24 protein-coding genes and 1 pseudogene are annotated in these 25,287 nt (G+C 47.4%); 21 read left to right on the forward strand and 4 right to left on the reverse strand.

Annotated elements, in window-relative coordinates; genetic code table 11:
* Positions 1–15 precede the first annotated feature (15 nt).
* From ABMY41_RS07040 to ABMY41_RS07070, 7 genes are all read left to right on the forward strand, one after another.
* Positions 16–183: a hypothetical protein gene (locus tag ABMY41_RS07040; protein WP_217876817.1), complete on the forward strand. Its 168-nt coding sequence runs from the start codon at positions 16–18 to the stop codon at positions 181–183.
* A 196-nt stretch (positions 184–379) separates the two neighbouring features.
* Entirely contained in the window at positions 380–793 is a 414-nt protein-coding gene (locus tag ABMY41_RS07045; protein ID WP_217875238.1) for a hypothetical protein, read from the forward strand.
* Positions 794–927: 134 nt separating this feature from the next.
* Positions 928–3,078: a MobH family relaxase gene (gene mobH / locus ABMY41_RS07050; RefSeq protein WP_349274389.1), complete on the forward strand. Its 2,151-nt coding sequence runs from the start codon at positions 928–930 to the stop codon at positions 3,076–3,078.
* Positions 3,079–3,125: 47 nt separating this feature from the next.
* Positions 3,126–4,961: a conjugative transfer system coupling protein TraD gene (gene traD / locus ABMY41_RS07055; protein WP_349274390.1), complete on the forward strand. Its 1,836-nt coding sequence runs from the start codon at positions 3,126–3,128 to the stop codon at positions 4,959–4,961.
* 9 nt (positions 4,962–4,970) lie between these two features.
* Positions 4,971–5,531, forward strand: a complete 561-nt coding sequence (locus ABMY41_RS07060) for a conjugative transfer protein (protein WP_074989428.1) — start codon at positions 4,971–4,973, stop codon at positions 5,529–5,531.
* Complete coding sequence (locus ABMY41_RS07065; protein WP_349274391.1) at positions 5,518–6,153, forward strand: DUF4400 domain-containing protein; 636 nt, start codon at positions 5,518–5,520, stop codon at positions 6,151–6,153. Before ABMY41_RS07060 ends, ABMY41_RS07065 begins: the two co-directional genes overlap by 14 nt.
* Before the next feature lie 152 nt (positions 6,154–6,305).
* Entirely contained in the window at positions 6,306–7,412 is a 1,107-nt protein-coding gene (locus ABMY41_RS07070) for a Fic family protein (protein ID WP_250661397.1), read from the forward strand.
* Positions 7,413–7,613: 201 nt separating this feature from the next.
* On the opposite strand, the gene ABMY41_RS07075 is transcribed toward ABMY41_RS07070, so the two are convergent.
* A complete protein-coding gene (locus ABMY41_RS07075; RefSeq protein WP_349274392.1) occupies positions 7,614–7,904 on the reverse strand; it encodes a HigA family addiction module antitoxin in 291 nt (96 codons plus the stop codon).
* 233 nt (positions 7,905–8,137) lie between these two features.
* Between ABMY41_RS07075 and traL the strand changes: the two genes are divergently transcribed.
* The 6 genes and pseudogenes from traL (at position 8,138) to traA (ending at position 12,244) form a co-directional block, all read left to right on the forward strand.
* The gene (traL, locus tag ABMY41_RS07080) at positions 8,138–8,419 is read left to right on the forward strand and encodes a type IV conjugative transfer system protein TraL (protein ID WP_040132784.1); all 282 of its coding nucleotides are present in this window, start codon (positions 8,138–8,140) and stop codon (positions 8,417–8,419) included.
* Complete coding sequence (locus ABMY41_RS07085) at positions 8,416–9,042, forward strand: type IV conjugative transfer system protein TraE (protein WP_217875232.1); 627 nt, start codon at positions 8,416–8,418, stop codon at positions 9,040–9,042. The genes traL and ABMY41_RS07085 overlap by 4 nt, the downstream gene beginning before the upstream one ends.
* Positions 9,026–9,922, forward strand: a pseudogene (locus tag ABMY41_RS07090) (type-F conjugative transfer system secretin TraK). Before ABMY41_RS07085 ends, ABMY41_RS07090 begins: the two are co-directional and overlap by 17 nt.
* A gap of 2 nt (positions 9,923–9,924) precedes the next feature.
* Entirely contained in the window at positions 9,925–11,214 is a 1,290-nt protein-coding gene (locus tag ABMY41_RS07095; protein ID WP_349274393.1) for a TraB/VirB10 family protein, read from the forward strand.
* 74 nt (positions 11,215–11,288) lie between these two features.
* Positions 11,289–11,861 (forward strand): type IV conjugative transfer system lipoprotein TraV, encoded by a 573-nt coding sequence (gene traV, locus ABMY41_RS07100; protein WP_217875230.1) that lies wholly within the window; start codon positions 11,289–11,291, stop codon positions 11,859–11,861.
* Positions 11,858–12,244: a TraA family conjugative transfer protein gene (traA, locus tag ABMY41_RS07105; protein WP_143692912.1), complete on the forward strand. Its 387-nt coding sequence runs from the start codon at positions 11,858–11,860 to the stop codon at positions 12,242–12,244. The genes traV and traA overlap by 4 nt, the downstream gene beginning before the upstream one ends.
* Positions 12,245–12,308: 64 nt before the next feature.
* On the opposite strand, the gene ABMY41_RS07110 is transcribed toward traA, so the two are convergent.
* Both ABMY41_RS07110 and ABMY41_RS07115 read right to left on the reverse strand, forming a co-directional pair.
* A complete protein-coding gene (locus ABMY41_RS07110) occupies positions 12,309–13,229 on the reverse strand; it encodes a nucleotidyl transferase AbiEii/AbiGii toxin family protein (RefSeq protein WP_175080733.1) in 921 nt (306 codons plus the stop codon).
* Complete coding sequence (locus ABMY41_RS07115; RefSeq protein WP_007105006.1) at positions 13,219–13,755, reverse strand: DUF6088 family protein; 537 nt, start codon at positions 13,753–13,755, stop codon at positions 13,219–13,221. The genes ABMY41_RS07110 and ABMY41_RS07115 overlap by 11 nt, the downstream gene beginning before the upstream one ends.
* Positions 13,756–14,129: 374 nt before the next feature.
* Here ABMY41_RS07115 and ABMY41_RS07120 point away from each other — a divergent pair, with 374 nt between their 5' ends.
* The 7 genes from ABMY41_RS07120 to traN are packed head-to-tail and all read left to right on the forward strand — an operon-like array spanning position 14,130 to position 23,899.
* Positions 14,130–14,822, forward strand: coding sequence for a DsbC family protein (locus tag ABMY41_RS07120; protein ID WP_349274394.1), 693 nt, complete (start codon positions 14,130–14,132; stop codon positions 14,820–14,822).
* The gene (traC, locus tag ABMY41_RS07125) at positions 14,822–17,221 is read left to right on the forward strand and encodes a type IV secretion system protein TraC (protein ID WP_349274395.1); all 2,400 of its coding nucleotides are present in this window, start codon (positions 14,822–14,824) and stop codon (positions 17,219–17,221) included. The genes ABMY41_RS07120 and traC overlap by 1 nt, the downstream gene beginning before the upstream one ends.
* Positions 17,214–17,561, forward strand: coding sequence for a hypothetical protein (locus ABMY41_RS07130; RefSeq protein WP_004249366.1), 348 nt, complete (start codon positions 17,214–17,216; stop codon positions 17,559–17,561). The genes traC and ABMY41_RS07130 overlap by 8 nt, the downstream gene beginning before the upstream one ends.
* On the forward strand, positions 17,545–18,057 hold the full coding sequence (locus ABMY41_RS07135) for a S26 family signal peptidase (RefSeq protein WP_349274396.1): 513 nt from the start codon (positions 17,545–17,547) through the stop codon (positions 18,055–18,057). The genes ABMY41_RS07130 and ABMY41_RS07135 overlap by 17 nt, the downstream gene beginning before the upstream one ends.
* Before the next feature lie 10 nt (positions 18,058–18,067).
* On the forward strand, positions 18,068–19,192 hold the full coding sequence (locus tag ABMY41_RS07140) for a TrbC family F-type conjugative pilus assembly protein (protein ID WP_349274401.1): 1,125 nt from the start codon (positions 18,068–18,070) through the stop codon (positions 19,190–19,192).
* The gene (locus ABMY41_RS07145) at positions 19,176–20,204 is read left to right on the forward strand and encodes a TraU family protein (protein ID WP_349274397.1); all 1,029 of its coding nucleotides are present in this window, start codon (positions 19,176–19,178) and stop codon (positions 20,202–20,204) included. Before ABMY41_RS07140 ends, ABMY41_RS07145 begins: the two co-directional genes overlap by 17 nt.
* Before the next feature lie 2 nt (positions 20,205–20,206).
* On the forward strand, positions 20,207–23,899 hold the full coding sequence (gene traN / locus ABMY41_RS07150; protein ID WP_349274398.1) for a conjugal transfer protein TraN: 3,693 nt from the start codon (positions 20,207–20,209) through the stop codon (positions 23,897–23,899).
* 27 nt (positions 23,900–23,926) lie between these two features.
* On the opposite strand, the gene ABMY41_RS07155 is transcribed toward traN, so the two are convergent.
* A protein-coding gene (locus tag ABMY41_RS07155) for an IS5 family transposase (protein WP_349274399.1) occupies positions 23,927–24,687 on the reverse strand; the annotation gives its coding sequence in 2 pieces (ribosomal slippage) (positions 23,927–24,603 and positions 24,603–24,687; 762 coding nt in all).
* 166 nt (positions 24,688–24,853) lie between these two features.
* On the opposite strand from ABMY41_RS07155, the gene ABMY41_RS07160 reads away from it, so the two are divergent.
* Positions 24,854–25,287: transposase (locus ABMY41_RS07160; protein ID WP_349274400.1), on the forward strand; the 434-nt coding region annotated here is incomplete at its 3' end.

Below are 25,287 nucleotides of genomic sequence, written 5' to 3' on the forward strand. Positions count from 1 at the left end.
AAGAGGAATCTTTCCATGTACCAAGACACCTACATTGAATACTGGGGCGAAATCTTCATCTCTGCCCGCATCATTGAATTTGGCATCACATTCGAGCGCTTTCTTAAAGATCCATGGAAGCACTTGATGTCCTGTGGCCAAGAGTCTGCTCCAGACGCGATTGCTGAATTCACGGCTAAATAACAGTGGGTTCACTATCATAGAGAACATTGACGACCGTCTAGATGTCAATGTTCTGTGTTTTGGTGAAGAGTTTGTTGGTTTCTGATTTGATCATGTAGAAGGCTTAAAGGATAAGCTTCATAATCGTGTTGAAAGAATAGAATATTTTGATAAATATATTGTGAGCCCAATTAGTGCCCATCTAATAGTCAGTTTAATGGCAAGTTTAAAGCGTGCGATAGGTGATTTTATTGCTGAAATCATGACTGCACAGCCGAAGCAGGATCATAGAGGGCGCAGTCCATATTGCGTTGCTGACAATTTTTACGATGATGGATCTCTAGCTGATTTTATTAACACTTTAGGAAGACAGCTGAACTTGGAGGTTTATAGTGAGGTTTGTGAACCACGAAATATGCCACATGGCAGGTCTCTAGTTATTCATCTGTCGGACACTTCAATCGTAAAAATAATCTTAGATCAGGGCATGGGTTATTGGACGAGTCGAAGGGCATATTCACGTGAGCGTTTCGATTTTTCTGATGTGAACTATGAAGCGACAGAAGCCTGCAAATGGAACTTTACTGTAAAATCAGCTGATCATGACAGTTATATAGTAGTTCAGCGATAGGTGTTAGTTCGTTGTAGCTCAATTGGTGGGTGGTTCAGGTAAAATGAGGGTGTACTAAAAGATATAGTTTATTTGAGTCTAATCAACCGACAACACCAGATTGAACCTTCACACTATCGTGTCGGAGGTTCACTATGTTCAAAAACCTATTTTTTCAAACCAAAGCACTACCAGAGCTGTCATTGCAACCGGACACGGAAATTCCACGCTATCCGCCATTCCTGAAGGGGTTGCCAGCTGCATCACCCGAGGATTTGCAGTCCACACAAGACGAGCTAATTGCCAAACTTCGCCAGGTACTTGGCTTCAACCAGCGTGATTTTCAACGGTTGATTCAGCCCTGCATTGATCATCTGGCTGCGTATGTCCACTTGCTGCCAGCTTCTGAGCATCATCATCACAGTGGTGCTGGTGGTCTATTTCGTCATTCGTTGGAAGTTGCTTTCTGGGCGGCACAAGCAGCTGAAGGGATCATCTTTGTTGCCAGTGGCACCCCGGTTGAAAAAAAAGAACTGGAACCAAGGTGGCGTGTTGCGGCGGCATTAGGCGGTTTGTTCCATGATATTGGTAAACCCGTTTCAGACCTGTCCATCACAGACGAAGATGGACGCTATCAGTGGAACCCTTTTTTAGAAACATTATCTCAGTGGACCAATAATAATAGCATTGAACGTTATTTTATTCGCTGGCGCGACGGACGGTGCAAGCGGCACGAGCAATTCTCAATTCTGGTGTTAAACCGGGTGATGACACCTGAGTTGCTCGTCTGGTTAACTCAACCTGGCCCTGAAATTTTGCAAGCCATGCTAGAAGCGATTGGCAATACCGATCCCGAGCATGTCCTGTCTAAATTGGTCATTGAAGCCGACCAAACCAGTGTCCAGCGAGACCTGAAGGCTCAACGCATTTCCGTTGACGACAATGCCCTTGGTGTCCCAGTCGAACGCTATCTACTTGATGCCATGAGGCGATTACTTGCCAGTTCCCAGTGGTTAGTCAATCAGCGAGACGCCAGAGTCTGGGTACGAAAATCGAATCAATCAACCCATCTTTACCTGGTTTGGAAAAGCGCGGCTAAGGACATCATTGAGCTATTGGCCAAAGACAAGATACCTGGCATCCCAAGAGATCCCGATACCCTTGCGGACATCCTCATTGAGCGAGGATTAGCCACGAAATCCGCCTCAAATGAGCGATATGAAAGCCTTGCCCCTGAAGTGCTGATCAAAGACGACAAGCCAATCTGGCTACCCATGCTGCATATATCTGAGGCCGATTTATTGTTCAGCTCGAATGTACCAAGTAGCGTGAGACTGTTCAGCAAACCTGAGTGGGAAGCAACACAGCAAACACAAGCAGAGCCTCAGAGTCGTTCCAGTGAGCATTCAGACTTGCCTGAAGAGTCATCATCAATCGATCACAGCAATTCAACTGAGTCACCATCGACAAAATCGTCCGAACAAGATGATGAACTTCGTCATGCCAGTGATGTTAATCACCTTCAGGCAAATGAAAATGTTCCGGGTGATGGATATGAAAAGCCTAACAATTTAAATGATGGCGCTATCTCAAATAACGTAATCCAGCACGTTGCAGAGGCATTGAATCTACCTGAATCTTTGGCGTGGCTCCCAGAAGCCAGCAGTGCGCTGGTTGTGGTTGGTGAACAGATACTGATCCGCTATCCCGATGCCGTAAGGCCTTGGTGTGCTCCTCGAAAACTGCTTGCTGAACTCAGTCAATTAGATTGGCTTGAATTAGATCCCGCAAACCCAACACGTAAGGCCAGAACTGTGACCTCGAATAATGGCGTTCAGGAGCAAGGGTTACTGCTGAAGGTATCTATTTCAAAAGTGCTAACTGCACTGATAGACCTCTCCAAACAAGATGCAGAACCGGCGGCAGCTATTCAGAACGAAGAGACTTCACTGCGTCCGAGTCGAATTAATACAAGCAATGCTCAAGCAAAAGAGCCCGCCACAACAGCGGTGCGTAAGCAAAAGCCGATTGCGGCCAATGCGAACTTAAGTACAGACCCTAAACACGCGCAGCGCCAACAGATGGTTAATTTTGTGAAAGATTTGCCCATCTTACTGACCGATGGCGATTACCCAGACGTGGATCATAGTGCCGATGGTATTCGCGTCACGATTCAAACCTTACGCCAAGTCGCCAATGAGCATGGCATTCCAGCCGGACAACTGCTTCGGGGGATCTCGGCCAGTGACCAATGCCAGTTTGATGAGGGGGAAACGGTTCTGTTTACCGCTCACGCTAAACGTTAATCCATTTGAAATTAAGCGGATTGCAAACGGTTATTTGCGGAGCATGAATGAAAGAAAACGCATATGAGATGCCTTGGCGCACGAATTATGAAGCCATGGCAGCAGCAGGTTGGCTGGTTGGTGCAACAGGGGCGATTGCCGCAGAAATGCTGACGGAGCTACCACCTGAGCCATTTTGGTGGATGACAGGGATTTCCTCGGGCATGGCGTTTTACCGCCTGCCTGAGGCTTATCGTCTTTATAAATTGCAGAAGGGACTAAAAGGAAAACCATTGGCTTTTATGGCGCTGTCGCATTTGCAAAAGGTGATGGCAAAACATCCTGATGAATTGTGGTTAGGTTATGGCTTTGAGTGGGACCAGCGTCATGCTCAACGTGTTTATGAAATATTAAAACGTGATAAGCAAACCTTGCTTAACCAGGGTCACGCCTCTTATCGAAAGAATAGCCAAATGGGTTCGACCTGGATTCATGGTGTCGAGCCCAAAGAAGACGATGTGTACCAACCAGTTGGACACACTGAGGGGCATACCTTAATTGTCGGTACGACCGGTGCCGGAAAAACCCGTTGCTTTGATGCGATGATCACTCAGGCCATTTTGCGCAATGAAGCCGTGATTATTATTGACCCCAAGGGAGACAAGGAGCTTAAGGATAATGCGCAGCGAGCCTGTATTGCCGCCGGTAGTCCTGAGCGCTTTGTGTATTTTCATCCGGGTTTTCCAGAGCATTCAGTACGTCTTAATCCCCTGAGAAACTTTAACCGAGGCACTGAAATTGCCAGCCGAATTGCGGCATTAATACCATCTGAAACCGGTGCTGATCCATTTAAAGCTTTTGGCCAAATGGCACTGAATAACATAGTGCAAGGTTTGTTGCTTACTTCACAGCGTCCTGATCTGAAAACACTGAGACGATTCTTGGAAGGTGGCCCGGAAGGCTTGGTAGTAAAAGCCGTCACAGCCTGGGGGGAGCAGGTGTATCCGAACTTTAGTGTGGAGATCAAGCGCTTTACCGAAAAGGCCAATACCTTGGCTAAACAAGCCATGGCGATGCTGCTTTTCTACTACGAACGCATTCAGCCTGTTGCCGCCAATACCGATTTGGAGGGGCTATTGAGCATGTTTGAGCACGATAGAACCCACTATTCAAAGATGGTGGCCTCACTGATGCCGGTGCTCAATATGCTCACATCAAGTGAATTGGGCCCACTGTTATCACCGATTGCAAACGATGTGGATGACAGTCGGTTAATTACGGATTCTGGCCGTATTATCAACAATGCCCAAGTGGCGTATATCGGCTTGGATTCATTAACTGACGCCATGGTTGGCAGCGCCATCGGTTCGTTGCTTTTATCGGATCTCACCGCCGTGGCCGGTGACCGCTATAACTATGGTGTTGATAATCGTCCCGTAAATATCTTCATCGATGAGGCGGCTGAAGTCGTCAACGATCCCTTCATTCAACTGCTCAACAAAGGCCGTGGCGCAAAAATGCGTTGTGTGATTGCTACTCAGACCTTTGCTGACTTTGCCGCTCGTACAGGCAGCGAAGCTAAGGCTCGCCAGGTGTTAGGTAACATCAACAACCTGATAGCCCTTCGGGTGATGGATGCCGAAACGCAGCAGTACATTACCGACAATCTGCCTAAGACTCGGTTCCAGTACATCATGCAAACTCAAGGTATGTCGTCAAACTCGGACAGCCCCGCGTTATTTACCGGCAATCATGGCGAGCGCTTGATGGAGGAAGAAGGCGATATGTTTCCACCGCAGTTATTAGGCCAGCTTCCCAACCTGGAGTACATCGCCAAGCTTTCAGGTGGCCGTGTGATTAAAGGTCGCATTCCTATTTTAACCAGCTCTACACAGGCAGCATAAGGAGTCTGTATGCATCATTCTGTCTGTCTGAAAATGACAACACTTACCAGTAAAGAAATGCTCGCTCAGTGGCAGCAACATAACCCTCAGTTCAAGGAAGCTTTAAGACTGCTTGAAACCGATTGGCCTCACGCTTTGGCTTCAGTGCACTGTTTGGCGGACTATTTAACGGATGCGCTCACGTTAGATGGCCATTCCATCTTTGATTTGTGTCTGTGTAATGGCTTGGGCAGTTATGAAGAAGTCAGTTGTGATGATGACAGTGTGCGCCTGTGGCATTTCATTGAGGCACTGACTTGGACTGCCGCCAGTGCTTTAACGGGGATTCGCCTGCGTGATCCTGACCATTTCGAGTGGGCCGCTGTGGATGGTGTCTATTTCCACACCTGGATGCGTAATCGTCCGAATCGGATGGCGTATTTAGCTGAAGGACGCATCGATGTGCGTTATGAAAGTGGTCATACGACGACAAAGCGGCTTCAACAAGTGATTAAAGCCCGGATTATGACGCCAACCGTTGCAGCCATGCTGGCGCGAGTAGAAGAGGATGTTTGGCATGAGCAAGCATAAGTCGGTTTGGCTGCTGTGTCTGGCACTGATGCTAGAGATTATTGCCATTGGCGTGTTAGTGCCCGGTGATTGGACTGGCCGGGTTATTAGTAAAGAGAAGCAGATGATCCAAAATCAATTGGGCGCACAAACAAGCTATTGGATTGGTCAAACTAGCCATCGCTGGTATCAGTCATGGATTGTGGATACGCAGATGGAGAAATCTGTGCGAGATTTTCTAATCCCCACTGAAGAACAGCGACTTCGTTCTAAAGGGATGGAGAACATGGGAGGCTTTTGGTTTGTCTGGGTAGAAGACCGTATTCAGGCATTTTTTGATGTGTTGTACCAGGTGTTCACTCGATTTGCTTTGCTGATGGTCTGGTTGCCCTTTGCGCTTATTCTCATGTTACCGGCGCTGTGGGACGGCTTGATGACCTGGAAAATTAAGAAGACAACCTTTGATTTTTCGAGCCCTATCATTCACCGCTACAGCATGATTATCCTGGGCTCAGGCGTCATTTTGCTGTTTATGGGATTGTTCGCCCCGCTGGCTATTCCACCGGTGGTGTTACCGTCGCTGATCATCGGCTTGGCATTAATGGCGGGATTGGCGTTAAGTCACTTGCAGAAGAAGATATGAGGCCAGTGTTAATGACTGCCAAGACAGGTGATAACATCGAAAGATGATATGAATACCTGCATTATTCGCATCATTATTGGATGTGATTGTTGGTTTTATTCGAATCGTGCTATGATTTGAATGTGCTGTTATTTAAATCAAAAGGTGACAAGATGTGGATCTGGCAACAAGCTGACTGGCCAAACTTTATCTGGGATGAAAAGGTTATTGACCCCAAGTTACGAGACATTCGCTTTCACCAAGGGGTGTTGGTGGGCAAGATGTCGAGCCAACCTAAAGACCAAAAGCAAAGTATGTTAGACACGCTATTGGCGAACATTACTCATTCGAGTGCCATTGAAGGTGAGAAGCTCAACGCTTTTTCTGTTCGCTCGTCGTTGGCTAATAAACTTGGTCTTTCTGAAGAAAAACCATTTCCAACCACTGAACGCACTGATGGCCTTGCAGAAATAATGTTAGATGCGGTGGAGAATTTAGACTCGCCGCTCTCACTTGAGAGAATATTACAATGGCATAAACGACTGTTTCCTGAGGGCTACACCTTGTTCAACCCTGTTATAGGAGGGCAGTTACGCGGCGAAGAGCCTATGCAGGTTGTATCAGGTAGGATTGATAAACCCACGGTGCATTTTGAAGCGCCGAGCCGAGATGTACTTGAGTCCGAACTAGACGTGTTTATTCGCTGGTTTAATGACTCTCGTGAGGACCCAACTTTAGATCCATTACTTAGAGCTGCGATAACACATCTCTGGTTTGTGACGCTCCATCCTTTGGATGACGGCAATGGCAGGATCACCCGCTTACTCACTGATTTGGCGCTGGCCCAGGCTGAGCGCCAATCTGTCCGATTCTATGCAATGTCAGTGGCGATTCTAGCCAACCGTAAAAGCTACTACGAAATATTAGAGCAATCCCAGAAAGGTGAACTTGATATTACCGCTTGGCTTATGTGGTTTTTAAACACCTTAGGTGAAACCTTCACCAATGTGCTCGAAGAAATCGATCAAACGGTTTTTAAAACAAACTTCTGGCGAAATGTCGATCAAACGCGACTGTCCTCAGAGCAAGTAAAAGTGCTCAATCGAATGCTTGGTGGAGATTTTGACCAAGGCATTAATACGTCGCAATACCATAAAGTGGCAAAAGTGAGTAAGCCAACCGCTTCTCGTCATTTAGCGGTGTTGGTCGAGATTGGTTGCTTGGTAAAAAGTGAAGCGGGAGGGAGGAGCACACGTTATAAGCTCGCACACTTGAGTTAAAAATACGAACATTGAGAGAATACGCCAATAGAACTAGCGACAGTTTTCAACTAGCTTAAGGTTTGTGTGTTCGAGCGATTTTACGTGTAAGTTTCCGTTCGATTAGAGCAAATTCGCGACTTAGTTTATGAAATTCTCTTGCAACACTAGGGCTTTTGAGTGCTTTTTCTTTCAATGTTTTTAGAGACATCAATTTTATCCCTACGCTAGTTCATAAGATTGGACTTGCAGCGTTGTCTTTTGATTTCTGAGAGCTGATAAATCATAAGCATTTTGCAGGCGCAACCAGTGGTCAGCAGAGGGTTTAGCAAAAGCCAGCTCCAAGCGTACAGCCATTTCCGAAGTTATTGCACCTCGTCCGTTCAATACCTCGGATAGGGTTTTACGGCTTACATTCAAGTGTTCTGCAACATCGGTAATCGTCAACTCCAACGGCTCGATGACCATCTCTTTTAATATCTCACTAGGGTGAGCAGGGTTATGCATAGTCATTGGTTATAAAACTCGTAGTTAACAATTTCTGCATCTCGTCCATTGAATCTGAATGTAACGTGCGAATTACCATGAGCTAATTGTAACCCTTAAGGTTGCGATATCAATCTGATTGTAAGTACAGAATCACTAAGCCACCTCAAAACCTTCAAGAATTCGGCATCTAGCTGACCACTGAAGCTGCCAATCCCAAGGCATTCTTCACTTCTCAAATTAAACAACGAGGAGTGACTATGGAACCTGTAAATATTCCATCCTATATCGACGACCCGCCGCACTTCCTGCTTTGGAGTGCCGATGAGATGGCTCCCATTCTGTTGGGGCTAGTGATCGGCATTTTTACCGGTAATGCCTTGGTTTTATGCCTGTTGGGGTTGGTGACAACCAAGCTCTATCGGCGTTTTCGTGATGGTCGCCCAGATGGTTTTATTCTTCACGCCATTTACTGGGTCGGACTGTTGCCAACCAAAGCCAAGACGATCCCTAACCCATTTATCAGGAGCTATCTGCCGTGAAGTTCGACGTGTTTTTAAAATCATGGCAAGGCACGCAATTAGAGAACCGATGGCAACGGTTCCTGATTGCGGTGCTGGTGCTATCTAATTTGCTGCTTGCGGTAGCGGCATTTTCTCGCAATACCGTGGTAGCTATTCAACCGCCAACCTTATCTGAAACGGCTGAAGTGTCACGAAACCAAGCTACTCAACATTACCTGGAATCCTGGGGGCTATACCTGGCTGAGCTTATGGGCAACGTGACGCCGGGTAATGTGTCTTTTATCCGGGTTGCCATTGAGCCGCTACTTTCTCCAGCGGTGTACCAGCAAGTGGTCGATGCACTGGAGATTCAGGCAAGACAAATCCGTGAAGACCGAGTCACGCTCAAATTCCAACCCAGACAAGTGGAATACGAGTATGAAACCGGCCATGTCTTTGTGACCGGTTATTCCTTGGTCTCTGGACCATCTGGCGATGAGCAACGCCAAACTCGCACCTATGAGTTTGACATCGATATTGAGCAATACCGTCCAAAGCTCAGTTGGATGGATACGTACGAGGGGCAAGCTAGAACGAAGCGCGTTCGTGAAAAGTTGACCCAAGAGCAAAACCGGAGGGTGAATGATGCGAACCAAAATTAGTCGATGGATGACACCAAGCTTAATTGCAACCAGCTTGAGTGGCGTCCTGTTATCTCAAGCGTCGTATGCAGACGTGGAATTGCCAATTGTGCCAGCCAGTGTGATGAAGCAGTCTGCTACTGCAAATCCACCGGTTCAAAGCAATACGGTTTCAACGGATGCGCCAACAACGCTACTGATGACACCGGGAGTCAATGAACTGATCCCTGTGGCACTTGGCCATCTGAATCGGATTGTGACGCCGTTTGAATCGCCTCAGGTGAGAACAACCAGTGATGCTCAGACGCAAATCAAGGGGAATGTTGTATATGTGGCCACGGACAAAGAATCACCGGTTTCACTTTACATCACTCCGCCTGGTCAGGAAGCGCCCGCATTATCTGTCACATTAGTACCTCGTCGTATTCCACCGCGTGAAATCACCTTAGCTATTGATGGTCAGCAGTGGCCTATTAAGGGCGTCGTTAACCGAAAAGCCGCCACTTGGGAAACGGCTCAGCCATACGTCGATAGCTTACGTGATTTACTCAGACGCCTTGCACTAAATGAGTTGCCACAAGGCTATGACATCCGTTTAGCTGGCCAAACTGACACAAGCCCGAAATGTTTTCAGCCAGGTTTAAAGTTTGGTTTTAAGCAGGGGCAAATTGTGACGGGACATTACTTCACCGTCTACGTAGGTCTGGTTTAAAGCTTTGCCGATGAGCAGATAGAAGCCAGTGAAATAGCCTGTCATGCACCAGATATAGTGGCAAGCGCCTACTGGCCTCGCAATATCTTGTTGCCGGGTGAAAAGACTGAGTTGTATGTGGTTGTTCGCAATCATCGTGAAGAAGCGGTGGAAAGTCAGCGACCTTCGCTTCTTGTGGGAGGTGAATAACGATGAAAGCACTATGGGAACAAATGAGCCCGAACATGAAGCGTGGCCTATCGGTTGCTGGTATTGCTGGTGGTCTCATTCTTATGGTGATGGTGTTTTCACCTAATCCTGACGATGGCTCAAGTAGTCGGAACAGACAGGAAACGATCCGGCACATTCTTACGGATACCAATACTCGTGATGTTGGGGTCGATAGTTTGGCTGCGAACGTAAAACTACTCAGTGAGCGCAATGAACAGTTACGTCGTGAAGTTGAGCGCTTGCGTCGTGACGTCGATTCAGGACGGCTAAGCTCAGGTTCGCCTTCTATACCAAGTGAGGTCAATGCGGAGTTGGCTCGCCTTAGAGCGGAACTTGATGATGTTCGCGCAGGAGGTGATGCAGCAGTTGAAGGCACAAATAGCCGTTTTGAAGTGCCTTTATCTGCCATGGAATTACCCAAAGACGAAAAGCCTCTGCCGTCTAACCCAGACGACTATTTTGCCAATGCGCCGCTGCCTGATCCGCTCTATCAGCAGCCAGCCAGTGGCCAAGGTTCACGAGCACGAGATGTTCCATTGCCGCCAATCACGATTCGTATGATTGAGCCTGAAGTGGTTGTCGAGCCAGACGTTGTTGTGCAAGAAGCGCCGCCTTTGTATTTACCGGCGGGCAGCATCATCTCAGGTACTTTGATCACAGGTTTGGATGCACCTACTCACGAGTCTGCAAGACGTGAACCTTTTCCTGCATTGCTGAGGATTCAAAAGGAAGCCATTTTACCCAACCGATTTAGAGCGGATATCAAAGAGTGTTTCTTGATCGCCGCAGGTTACGGTGATTTGAGCTCTGAGCGTGCCTATTTGCGAGGCGAGACCATTTCATGTGTGAGAGAAGATGGTGGCGTCATTGAAACGCGACTGGATTCTTATGCCGTGGGTGAAGACGGCAAAGCCGGTATTCGTGGCCGATTAGTGTCGAAACAAGGCCAGCTGGTGGCCAAATCAATGATGGCTGGATTCCTTCAGGGCTTGGCTGGCGCATTTGATGTAAATCCTGTTCCGACGATTCAGACGGGTAATGCCGGTGATACTCAGCTGTACCAGCAAGTCATGAGCCAAGAAGCATTGCAAGGCGCTGCGATTAAAGGCACAGGTAAAGCATTGGATCGCGTGGCCAAGTTCTATTTGGACATGGCTGAAAATATGTTCCCAGTCATAGAGGTAGACGCTGCAAGGAAGATTGAAGTCATAGTCACTCGTGGGGCCTCGTTATCGTTGGCCACTTCGCAAGGGGGAGGTGCAAGAAGATGAAAAAATCCTGCATGTTGCTAACCGATCGAAGTCCGTTTCAGACAATAAGATGTGTATCCAGAGGAGAGTGAATCATGACGACATCAATGCAGAACAACCCAAAGCACCAGTCAAAACAGTGGTCTAAAGCTGGATTACTTTTATTGGCAGTCTGCTCAACCTTATTGTCTGGCTGTAGTTCATTGGGTCTTGGGAGTAGTGAATATGGATGCCCAGGTATGCCTGACGGTGTGCGCTGTTTATCCGCTCATGAAGTCTATGAGCTTACCAGTAATGGAGCTGCACCCAAGACGATTGATGCTGTGGCGACTCGAATTGGTTCTCCCTCTGGGTATTCACAATCTGATTTAGAGACAGGACTGCTGAGCCATCCAGCATTACCCGAGACGCAGCAATCTGCACCTATTCGCATTCCTTCAAGGGTAATGCGGATTTGGATTGCGCCTTGGGAGGATGACCGTGGAGATCTGAATTTATCCAGCTACGTGTTTACCGAAATTGAACCGCGCCGGTGGGATATTGGGGTGTCAGCACCTCGAACAGTTTCGCCAGTGCTACGTCCACTTCAGACTCAAAGCGATTCAGCGTCAGCGGGAGCTGCTGGTAAGCGCGATAACTTGAGTATCTACGGAGAAACTAACGAATGACAAATGCAGTTCGCACCATTCAAACTCAGCGCCTAATGACCATTGGTGCGCTTGGTTTAATGGCGTTAATGATTTCGGAGCCCTCATTTGCGGGCACCGGTGGTGATGCTTTCACCGATGTGTGGGATACCCTAAAAGATTGGACCCAAGGTACTTTGGGACGGATCGTAGCGGGAGCCATGGTTCTGGTGGGTATTGTGGGCGGTATCGCTCGCCAAAGCTTGATGGCTTTTGCCTTGGGCATTGGAGGCGGTATGGGTCTCTACAATACGCCAACAGTCGTTGAAAGTGTCATGTCTGCAACTTTACCTGTTGTTGCCAGCACTCAAGAAGTCGTTGGCACAACAGTTCCAGCAATCAGCGCCGTCTTACTGGGCACCTGATAAACTCTATAGAGACCTTTAAAAGGTTTGGGTCTACAAAGTCACTGCTTTGTGGACCCAATTTTTACATTCTAAATTCATTATTTGTAACGTTGCCTAGTAACTCGTTACTCACAGTTTTAAATAGTTTCGCCAAAGTATTTTGCAGGTAAACTTGAAACTTATCCTGAGCTAGGGTTCTATCAAATACATCTGTTGGTAAGAAACGTTTCATTTCTGCAATGAACGCTTCACTAGACACAATATCAGGAAGTCGTTCGAGAAAGTTTTCCAACATTTTGTTGAAGTGCTCAAGTTTATAATCTGACACTTTGTTTTTAACTAAGTCCATATTGAGTGTCGCGCCTTGTTGCTGTAACCAAGCTAAATCCCATATATCTCGGTGGCGGACATACCTTGTAGTGGCAGGTAAAGAAATGATTTTATCCGCCATGACCTCATCCAAGCTTTCTGTCAGAATTAGCGTATCACTGTATCCATCAGGCAAAAAATCGTAGTTTATTTGAAGAGGTTGCGGCTCTCTTGTATAGGCTGGAATGTTTGCCACTTCTACTTTGATTTTTTGTTTTGGCAGATCTTTTCTCTCAGGAGAAGTCACTACCGCTATTTGCCACTTATCAATGCTCAATTCAGAATATTTAGGATCTTGCTTTAGATCCTTTGGTTCTTTTACTGTCACTTCAAGCCCGTATCGTTCGCCAATGTACTTTTCTATACAATATTTCATGTCTGCCAACATTGCTGAGCTGAAATCCTTCCCGCCAGCAAAATCCAGATCTTCGCTGAAACGATTGCCGCCATAACAAAGGCGCAATGAAGTGCCACCTTGAAAAGTTAGTTTGTCTAGAAGTCCACCTTTCTCTAGCGCAAATAAAATATCGTAGTGTAAGAGCTCTTTCTCTATCACTGAACGCATATGAGATACATTTTCAACTTGCATTGCTTTATTTACCAATTGCGCGAAATTTTCTTGATCAATTTTCATATAGCCCATCCTTGCTTACTAAATGTGTATTTCGGCCAACTCGTTTTAAGTCTCTGTATGCAGTTTGTTTCGTTGCTAACCTAAGCGGTCTGCCGACTAAACTGGTATTTTCTAAAATATCCATTGGATCTCGTTTCGTATGCGTAAATTCAATTGTACCCAAAGGTGTTTTGAATTCACCGGAACGTCCCGTTGTCATAACAGTTAAGCGATCTACTGGAATTTGCGAAATAACTCCAAAATCAGAAAGTGCAGACTCTAGGCTAATGTAGTTATATTCTCCACGCCGAATGGTTTTAGCAATTTGCTCCAACGTATCGCTGCCTTTCGACTGCGCTAAATTGTATAAGTACACACCATTAATGATACGGGTGAGTAAGCCATCGTCTTGCAAACGTTTAATTCCTGCACGCAATGCTCGTTCATTATCTTGATGAAAGATTTTCGCCAGATCTGAATTAGTAAAAACACAGCGACCACGCTTGTCGTATTCTAAGAGCTTTTTAATTGCCTCAGCCTTTTTCACAATACGCCTCTAGTTATCAAGGATGACACTTAAACATGTCATAAGTGTAGACTTAATCCTTGCGGAGTGCAAGTATACAATAACGACACTAAAAAATGTCAAACTTGTAAACTTGACTTCTGGGAGGAAAGGGCTTGGTTAGTTTACGCGGTGATGAAATTTAACACCCAGAGTGTGAAAAAGAGGATTTAGATAAACTAGATAAATTAGGGGAAGCCTGTAAGGCTGCCAGAATGAGAGCTATACCTCTACTAATAGTGCGTAACAACACGTGGCACCCTAGCAAGGCATCCAATTCTTCAATCTATCTAACCGAGTCCACATAGGACAACTGCATAGACTGGAGCCTCGATTTACATTAACGAGGACTCCTCATGCGAAAACTATCTCCAATTATTCTGGCGCTTGCGCTGTCTCCATTGGTTCAAGCTGAACCTGTGTCTGAAGTGTCGCCCGTTGGCAAAATTGACGGCATGGTTTCTTTACCTGTCACGGGTATGAAAGCGGTCGAAAGCAATGGCCGTATTGTTTTCATGTCAGACAGTGGCCGGTTCGTCATTGATGGCACGCTCTATGATGCCTGGTCGAAAAAGCCGCTTACCAGCCTTGAAGCAATTCGTGATGCGGGTAACACGTTGGACTTAGGTCGTCTTGGTTTAAAAATGGATGATTTGAACCCACTGACGCTGGGCGAAGGCAAAAAGAAAGTGGTGGTCTTTGTTGACCCACGATGCCCGCACTGCCATGAGCTTTTGAAACAAGCTTTACCGCTAACCAAAGAATACACCTTCCAAATACTCCCTGTGCCAGTGCTTGGTCCAGATTCAGAGCGTCAGGTTCGCCAACTTGGCTGTGCGCGTGATAAGAAAGCGGCCACCGATGCATTGCTCAATGGCCGGATTGGTAACCTAGAACAGGATGATGCCTGCAACTTGGAGCCAATGCAGCGTACTTTGGTGACGGCTCAAATCCTGGGCATTCAAGGTGTGCCTTTCATTGTCGCCAATGATGGTCGCATCAGCCGAGGTCGTCCTTATGATCTTTCTGCTTGGTTGGAGGGGCGTTAATGAAAGCCTCTCTATATTCAGGGCAACGCGCTTCAGAGCTGTTGCCAATATTGGCCTATTCCGACGATGAGCAACTGTTTTTCATGGAAGACCAGAGTGTTGGCTTTGGTTTTCTATGTGACCCATTGCCGGGTGGTGATGAGTCTGTTGCAGACAGGGTTAATGTTCTACTTAACAACGACTGGCCAAAAGACACTTTGCTGCAATTTGGCCTGTACGCCTCGCCTGATATTCAAACCGACCTTCAGCGCATGATGGGCTTGCGGCATCGTCAATCCGATCCATTGCTCAGGGCGTCGATACGCAAACGTGCGGATTTCCTCGATGGCGGCACGGTTCAACCGATAGAAGAATCGACCCAGACTCAGGTACGCAACTTTCAACTGATCGTCACCTGCAAATTGCCTTTGGAAAGTCCTATACCGACGGAGCGTGAGTTGAGTCGAGCATCCGCGCTTCGAGCTTCTTTCTCGCAAGCGCTGGCAACGGTTGGTTTTCGTGTCACTGAGATGACTGACAGAAATTGGCTCGCGGCATTAAGTGCGCAGCTTAACTGGGGAAAAGATGCTTCCTGGCGCAATCCATCACCAATCCGCAGTGAGGCAGATAAACCACTTCGAGAGCAAGTGTTGGATTATGACCGAGCTATCAAGGTGGATAGCCAAGGTCTGATGCTGGGTGATTACCGAGTTAAAACCTTATCGTTTAAGCGCTTGCCTGAGCGGATCTGGTTTGGTCATGCCGCAAGTTTTGCGGGCGATATGATGACGGGCAGTCGCGGTTTACGCGGAAGCTTTTTGCTGAATGTCACCATTCACTTTCCTTCAGCTGAGGCGATGCGATCTCGTTTAGAGACGAAGCGTCAATGGGCGGTCAATCAGGCCTATGGCCCGATGCTCAAGTTTGTGCCGGTGCTTGCAGCCAAGAAAAAGGGATTTGATGTTCTTTTTGAAGCCTTGCAAGAAGGTGATCGTCCTATTCGGGCAAATATGACTTTGACGCTGTTTTCACCAACTGAAGAAGCGTCCATCAGCTCTGTTTCAAATGCTCGAACTTATTTCAAAGAACTCGGATTTGAGCTGATGGAAGACAAGTACTTCTGTTTGCCCATTTTTCTGAATGCCCTGCCATTTGGTGCCGACCGCCAGGCGATGAACGACTTGTTTCGATTCAAGACTATGGCGACACGGCATGTGATCCCTCTGTTGCCTTTGTTTGCGGATTGGAAAGGTACAGGCACGCCAGTGATTAACTTTGTTTCCCGTAATGGCCAGATCATGAGTGTGTCCCTTTATGACTCGGGCAGTAATTACAACTGTTGCATAGCGGCGCAATCGGGGTCGGGCAAGTCTTTCCTGGTGAACGAAATCATCTCCTCCTACTTATCAGAAGGCGGGCAATGCTGGGTGATTGATGTTGGCCGCTCCTATGAAAAGCTGTGTGAAGTTTATGACGGAGAGTTCTTACAGTTCGGGCGGAACAGTGGCATTTGCTTAAATCCGTTTGAAATCGTTGAGGACTATGACGAAGAAGCGGATGTACTAGTTGGGTTATTGGCCGCAATGGCCGCACCTACGCAGTCATTAACCGATTTTCAGATGGCCAACCTAAAGCGTCAGACCCGTGAACTTTGGGAGAAAAAAGGTCGTGCCATGTTGGTTGATGATGTGGCAGAGGCTTTAAAAAATCATGAAGACCGACGTGTGCAGGACGTGGGTGAGCAGCTCTATCCGTTTACGACACAGGGCGAATATGGCCGCTTCTTTAATGGCCACAACAATATTCGCTTCAAAAACCGTTTCACCGTTTTGGAGTTAGAAGAGCTCAAGGGGCGCAAGCACCTGCAACAAGTGGTGTTGCTTCAGCTTATCTACCAAATCCAACAAGAGATGTACTTAGGTGAGCGGGATCGTCGCAAGATTGTGTTCATTGACGAAGCTTGGGATCTGCTGACTCAAGGTGATGTCGGTAAGTTCATCGAGACGGGTTACCGTCGATTTCGAAAATATGGCGGCAGTGCTGTAACGGTAACGCAGTCGGTCAACGATTTGTATGACAGCCCAACAGGTAAAGCCATCGCTGAAAACTCGGCCAATATGTACCTGCTTGGCCAAAAAGCTGAAACCATCAACGCACTCAAAAAAGAAGGTCGCTTGCCACTAGGTGAAGGCGGCTACGAATACCTGAAAACCGTTCATACCGTCACGGGTGTCTATTCCGAAATTTTCTTTATTACCGAAATGGGCACCGGGATTGGCCGCCTTATCGTCGATCCGTTTCACAAGCTGTTGTACTCGTCCCGTGCAGAAGATGTAAACGCGATTAAGCAGTTAACGCGCAAAGGCCTTTCTGTTGCTGATGCCATCTCTCAGTTGTTGAAGGAGCGAGGCTATGAATAAGTCCACGCTTTGGCCATTTATGGCTTCTATTACTTTGTCTATTGCTGGTAGCGGTTTAATGACCAGCTGGCTCTTAATGAAAACACTCGAACCCATCCACAGCCAGTTGGCGTTAAGTACGCCCATTGCAGTCGTGGATTTTGGGGAGGCGGTGTTGTCACTGGGTCCTAATGCCAGCGAACAAGACATCGAATCCAGGTTGCTTCAGACCAATCAGCAAATTGAAAAGCTAAAAGCAGCCGGTTTTATTGTGCTGGATGCCCAAGCGGTGGTGGGTGCTGATGATTCTGTATTTGTGCCAGTAGGCTCAAAGGAGGTGTCTCATGCAGATACTCCGTAAAAGAATGCCTTGGCGGCCATATCTCATTCGGTTGACCATTCTTGCGTTAATCATGGCCATGGTAGGCACCTACGCCATGATGCGCTACCGAATAGGTATTGATACCCAGCAAGAGCGCTGCCTGCCTGATACCACGGTGTATCTGATTGACCTATGGAATAAAGAGCCCGTTAAGGATGGTTTGTATGCCTTCCACTCAAAAGGACTCGCTCCGTTATATAACGACGGTACTCGGATGCTGAAACGCCTAACAGGGATGCCTGGGGATGAAGTCAATGTGACGCCTGAGCATGTGCTGGTGAATGGTGCTCAAGTCTCTACCGGCATGGCATTAGCCCAGCGTCTTGGTGTCGCGGAATCACAATTTAGCCGCTCATTGACGCTGCAAGAAAACGAATATTGGTTTTCGGGCGAGGCTGCTACGAGTTTCGACTCCCGCTATTGGAATGCCGTTAAGCGCGAGCAGATTGTCGGTCGCGCTTGGCCGCTTTGGTAGGAGGTAGATGATGAGAAGACTATGCCTCTTATTTTTGTTGGTTGCTCCATTGTCTTGGGTTCAAGTGTCCTGGGCAGAAGAGCCTTTTCTGTTGTCTGACGAAGACAAAAAGATCGTCGAAATGAGCCGCAGCATTTTACAAAGTGCTGTGGATGGCTCATCTGAATTTATTGAGCCTTTTGCACCGGTTGAACAATCTGCGTCGCTCAAACACAGCGATGAATGGGTGATATTTGCGTCGTCCTCACTGGGGGATTCGTCACTGAAGCAGCTATTTAAAGAGGCCAGTACTACCGGCGCTATTGTGTTGTTTCGGGGAATTCCTGAAGGAAAGACCTTGGGGGCGGCTATCCGTGATTGGCATACACTGATGACAGGGCTTGATCCTGTTCCTCAGGTGCGAATCGATCCGAAAGCCTTTGTGCACTGGCGGGTGACTAGCGTGCCTGCCATTTTCCGCATAGAGGATGACAAGGTGACTGCAAGTGCACTAGGGGTTTACAGCAAGGACTGGTTGCAGCGCCAAATTGAAACTGGCAATAGCGGTTCATTGGGTCAACGCGGTCCGATTCATTCGATTTTAGAACCGGATTTGATGAAAGTGGCGATGCAGCGTTTACAGTCGCTTGACCTCGGCGCGTTAAAGAAAAAAGCCATTGAGCGTTTCTGGTCTCGCCAAACATTTACTAACTTACCCAAAGCCACGCAGTATCGGATAAGAATGGTTGATCCAACCATCGTCATGCAGCGGCCACTATTGGATGCCAATGGCCGAACATTGATCCCAGCAGGAACGCGTATTAACCCGCTAAAAGCCTTACCATTTACTCAGCAGCTCGTGGTGTTTAATGCGTCGAACGCTGAGGAAGTAAACGCAGTTGCGCATTGGCTTGAGGGCCAAGATAGGACACTACGCCGCATTACGTTTATCACCACGCAGCTCGACCGTGCTCAAGGTTGGAATAGCCTCAATGCGCTCGAAAAGACATTGGACAGTCCGGTTTACCTTCTCAATGCCTCGCTAAAGCAGCGCTTTGATTTGCAAGTCACCCCATCGTTTGTTCAAGCAAAGGGGCTCGCGTTTGAAATAGAAGAAATTCCAGCAAAGGAGCTTGTTCATGCAAAAGCTCAATAACACGTATCGTCTGATGCGGACTCTCGTTGTCATGCTTGTCCTGGGCGCATCTATTCCTGCAAAAGCCGAACTGACCTGCCCAGACGCGGGTTTATTGTCGGGCAAGTTGCTGACGGATGTTTGCTGGTCATGCATTTTTCCTATCCGGGTTGCAGGGCTTCCTCTTGGCTCTGGCAATGTCCCAAGCGGCGCATCAAACAAGTCATTTTGCTTGTGTGAAGACAACTTAGGCGTGCCAAGGCCAGGTATTGTTACCAGCATGTGGGAGCCAGCGCGTCTGATTGAATTGGTCAGAACGCCGGGTTGTTCGCCTTCCCTGGGAGGGATCCGTTTACCGTTAGGTGATAGACGACTGCAAGGTGGTCATGGTGAAGGTGAATACGATACCGGCGATCTCGCTTTCTACCATTACCATTATTACGCCTTTCCGCTTTTGGTCATACTCGATTTGTTCATGGATGGCAATTGCAATGCCGATGGTTACATGGACTTTGACTTGATGTATTTGTCGGAATTGGACCCAACATGGCTGAATGATGAACTGGCCTTTTTTACTCAGCCTGAAGCGGCTGCTGTTGCTAATCCATTGGCTATATCTGCTTGTACCGCTGACGCTGCCTCATCAACGCTTGGTAAACCCATCGACCAGTTGTTTTGGTGTGCTGGCAGTTGGGGCCATCTCTATCCCTTATCTGGCCACACCTTAGCCTTTGGCTCATTAGCAGAAAACACTAGCCATTTAGCGGCGCGTGCAATCGCGGCTCAACACAGGCGTGGTCTTGCAAGGCGAACAATGGGGAACAGTGCGCTATGCCGTCCTGTTATCGAACCCATGCTGCCGAAATCTCAATACAAGATGAGTATGTTCTTCCCAGTACCGGAAACTGAAAGTGCGCATGTCATTGGTGAAAGCACCATGAAATGGGGAGAGTGGCGAACGATCCCTGGTGCCGGTGAAGATGCGCTCTACATTTTGTGGCGCTGGCAAGACTGCTGTAACTCGGGAGGTTAACTATGAAACCAACATTTTTTACCCGACTGTTGGCGGGTATTTTATCTATCACTATGGCGTGCTTGCCCTTACATGGTGTGGCCGCTGATGTGCAGCGCCAATCCGGCCTAAGCGGACAACAAGAAGGTAAGCAATTGCTGCAAAACTGGACGATGCCCGCACTCAATGGCAATACATTGTCGGTGCCGAATGGCAGTGGTAATGAGTCCATTAACTTGCAAGAGCTTTTCCCTGATATGGATCAGGGCTCATTGGATGTCTTAACGGGCGTTTATGGCTCTGATGCCAGCATGAATCAATTGGGGACGCAGCGCCAAGAGAGCATGGCATCCGAAAGTAGCGCTACGGGTGAGGCGTTTCGCTCGCTACAGCAAATCAAAGACAGGTCTCGGCCAGATATGGTTAATGATCCGCTTTGGGCATTAACTGATGCGGTTCAAACTGACCCCAATCTATTAACCCAAAGCTTCCCAGATTGTGAGTCTCAAGGTGAAGGAAGCCCAAACTACCAGCAATGTGACAGGCTCAATACAGCGGTTAACAGCTGCACGATTACTCACGATTACACGGCAGGCATTATTGAACATGTTTCAGGACCGATGAACCTTCGCTCTTGTGGTGAGGGGTGTCTTGAAGTTTGGATAGGACGAATTGGTGACAACTACTGGAGTGGCCGTTGTAAAGTGTTCGAACAGGCCATCACACTCAAAGTCGTGAACCCTGATGCGATTACCTCAGCCGTACTTGAGTACGCCAAATGGGATGACTACATGCAAGTGTGGCTTGGCGATCAGAAAGTCTGGTCTGGACCGAACAATAACTTTCCACCAGAAACGGCAGGTCGCTGCGAGCTCAGTACCAGTTGGGAGCGCAATCCAAATACCGATCTCACTGCCAGGCTAAAAGCGGTAGAACCAGGTTTAGAAGTGCCGGTAAAAATTCGCGTATCGGTTACGGGTAGTGGTGAGGGGTATGCACGCATCAAGGTGCGCTTTGATCCAACCAAGGTGGTGATGAATGATCGTTGGTCGCCACAATCCTGTATCGAACAAGCAGCGGAGATCCCGGCTAAGTTTTCCGACTACAGCATTCAATGCACGGATCAGCCGTCTTCAACCAACGGATGTACGGTGGTCAATGGTGTTTCAGTTTGTGAATCCTATTTTGCCGCAAGCCCTGTGGCTGGCATATCGCCTTTGTGTCGGCGTGTAGAAGTCAGTGTGGATGATGAAAGCTATAAGGGGATTGAAAATCAGGCCTGCCAAGTGCTTGAAGCGAACCCTTCCTGTGGCTTCATGTCGTCAGAATGTGCCGAAACCAATGATAAAGGTGAATGCATGCGTTTTACCGATACCTATGACTGTGGATTGCAAACCAGTGATCCAAAGTGCGTGGTATCCAATCTTATGCCGAGTAGTTTTGAGGCCTGTGAGCCTACTCAGACGATTACGCCATTTACTGAAACCAAGCATGTACCGGATTACCAGGTGTGCGAGAAGATCAGCGCGCTTACTCAGTGTCAGTTAGAGCGACGTGTATCCGCTGAAACCCATCAACAAAGCTGGTCCATTGAGCGTGGTTGCTTTAGCTCCGAAACGCTCAGTTTTGTTCCACAGCACAGCAGTACTATGCAAACTGGAAACGCGACGCTGAGGATTTTTGATAATCAAAATACTGAGATAAAAATCACCGAGTCGCCGTCAAAGGCAAATGGTTGGAAAACGACACTCTCACTGACGGGCAATAAAGAAGCGGTCACAGAGACGAAACCGTCCATCAAGTACCCTGAAATGACCTGTCCAAAAGGAACCTTGGTTGGCTCATTGTGCAAGGTCGTTAATGGGTCGATTATTTCGTGGCATGAACCTCAGGAAGTCACTCGTTCCAAATGTGAGTCCGGCTGGAACGAAGTCGATTTCGATACTTGCAGCCGAGAAGTTCAGAAGTGCTTGGCTCCTGCGAAACTGAGCGCTTCATTGACCTTCTCTGGCAAGTACTTAGAGCAAGACATTGTTCATCAATCAAGTGATCCGGGCATAGAGCAATGCTTGATGCAAACGGATCAGTTCACTGCGGTGCGGTGGCAGTGTTTGGGTACGGGTACAAAACGAATCGATGGATTAATGGTTGGTAGTGGCGAGTTGGCCAATCTTGGAAGTCTTTATCCGGCTGTTGTTTCGTCTCCTTCTCATTTAACCAGTCGCGGCAGTTCTGATGGACTGGGGCTCTCATGCTGGAGGGCAAGAGCGACCTACAATGCTTCGACTGCTCATCCAGAGTTCAACATGGGCAGCTCAGATAGCTGGGTAGATGCCAATGGTAATACGCAAACCATCGTCAATAACGGACAAAACACGACCACCAATACGTGTGCCGCGCTAGAACAAAACCCGGCCTGCCAGTATGTCAGAACCGAATGCACTGAAGGCGGAGCTGGTCATGAAGGCTTCTGTTATATCCAAAGTTTGGTGTATGACTGCGGACAAAGCGTTGAAGTGCAAAATGCACGAATGGAAACTCAATACAACTGTGAGGGGCCAGTTCGCTGCATGGGCACAGATTGTTTAGAGCCAGAGTCAATCAAGCAGGCTAACTTTGCAGAAGCCGCAGCGATGCTTAATGCGGCGCAGTTTATGACCAATGATATGTCATGCACGGGCGCTGATGGCCAAGATAACGTTGAGTGTACTGTCTTTAAAGGTAATGCTGGCCAGTGTAAAAAAGCCGTTGGCGGCATAGTAGATTGCTGTGAAAAGCCAAGTGGCGTGTCGTTATCGGATTACATCACAATGATTGTGGCGGTCAACAAGCTTGATACGGCAGTCATGGCCATGAATCCGTCTTCGGCAATCTATGGTTCTTGGAATACTCTCAGGGAACCGATCACGAGTACCTGGAGTGCGGTCAAGGAGCCTTTTGTGTCTGCATGGGACTCTCTTATGGGAGCAGGGCCATCAACGGCTGCCGGCGCGGGAGCGGAGCAAGCTGCGACTGGCTTTATGCAGGTGTTGACCAACAAAACGGCTGAATGGGTAGGTACGACCTTTGGTTCGGGGGCACAATCGGCACTGTTTAGTAACGTTGGTGGCGCAGTTGGAGCCGATGGTGTCGTTTCGGGTGGTAACTTCGCGCTGGGTGGCGCTGCGGGCGCGGTTCTGAGTACGGTTATGACGGCATACATGATTTATTCAGTCACCATGATCCTCATTCAGCTTATCTGGAAATGTGAGCAGAGTGAGTTTGAAATGAACGCCAAGCGGGTATTGAAGAGTTGCCACTATGTAGGCTCTTACTGCAAGTCTAAGTTCTTAGGAGCCTGTGTTGAAAAACGGCAGTCATATTGCTGCTTTACTTCGCCACTTTCACGGATCATTCAAGAACAAGTACGTCCGCAATTAGGCCTTGGTTGGGGCAGTGCGAAGTCTCCAAACTGTGAAGGTTTGACTGCGAGTCAGTTAAACCAGGTAGATTGGAGCCAAGTCAATCTGGATGAATGGATAGGTATCTTGTCAATAACAGGCAACCTACCCGAAGTACCGTCACTGGATCTGGAACGACTCACAGGCTCAGGAAGTACGCTAAACGTGGATGGAAACCGTCAAAGTGCCCCAGACAGAGCTATTGGAAGGCTAAACGGAATGGATGCTCAGAAACTGCGTCAGGAGGCGACGGAAGAAATTTCTGGAAATAATTAGGGGCTGTTGATCTTTGTAGTACATATATCAATCAGCCCACATTGGTAGCCACATCATAGTAAATGCTAAAGCGAGCATTGAATGATAATTTCGTTCAAGCTTTTCATACCGCGTGGCTATCCCTCTATATTGCTTAATACGGCCAAATGCATTCTCAACCAAGTGCCGATATTTGTACATGCACCAGTCAATATCTTCATTGCCTACTAAACTGTTGCCCTTACGTGGAATAACGGGTGTAGCGTTATTATCACGAACAAACGCTCTCAGTTTTTCACTGTCGTAGCCTTTATCTGCGACAACCATATTACTTGTTGGGCAATTAGCTACGAGTGACTCTGCATGGACGATATCATGCGTATTTCCACAGGATAATTCATAATAAACAGGCAACCCTCCGCTATCGACTGCAAGATGAATTTTCGTAGAATTTCCACCTCGGCTCTTTCCAATTGATTCATTGTCAGCAGTTCTTGCACCGCAACTATGTTGATGAGCCCTGACAATACTGCCATCAATGAAGACCCAATCCATGTCCGCATCACGAGATAATGCGCGAAACAGTTCATTCAAAATCCCTTTTTTGGACCATAAATTAAACAGTCTGTAGATAGCACTCCAACGGCCAAAATCAGAAGGTAAATCTCGCCATGGAATACCTGTGCGCATCTTATACAGTATGCCTTCGAGCGTTTTTCTATGGCGGGCTTATTATAAATTCGACCACTTAAGTACATTACTTTTGATAAAACACTCCATGTCCCGTCTGTTAACATTAATCTTGGCATGTAGGTTCGGTGTAAAGTTTTCTGGCGAATTCAATTATATCTTATCTTCATGCTGTTTGTTTTTCATACCACAAAGTTCAACGATGAAATGGTCTCCTCCCTTTCGGCATCGCAATGTGCCAAACTTGGAATTGAACGATTCAAGTAATAAAGCGAGGAGACCGAGATGAATATTACAACAGTTGGATTAGATTTAGCAAAGAATGTGAGTCATGTGGTTTGCTGTAATCAAGTAGGGAAAATTGTTAAGAAAAAAATCCTGAGAAGAAAAGAAATACTGAATTATTTTGCTCAACTAGATGATTGCCTAGTTGGAGTCGAGTCATGTGCCAGTGCACATTACTGGGCAAGAGAACTCGAAAAACTGGGGCATCGGGTAAAACAAATAGCGCCTCAACACGTAAAGGCTTATGTCAGAGGTAACAAAACAGATTTTAATGATGCATTAGCCATAGCCGAAGGTGTTGTGCGACCAGAAATGCGTTTTGTTAGAACAAAAACCCAAACCCAACAAGATATTCAATCGCTGCATGTACTACGCAAGAAATGTGAGCGAGACAGAACAGCGAATAGTAATGAAATACGAGGCTTATTGTATGA

The sequence above is a fragment of the Pseudoalteromonas sp. BZA4 genome (genome assembly GCF_040104395.1).
Classification (GTDB): domain Bacteria; phylum Pseudomonadota; class Gammaproteobacteria; order Enterobacterales; family Alteromonadaceae; genus Pseudoalteromonas.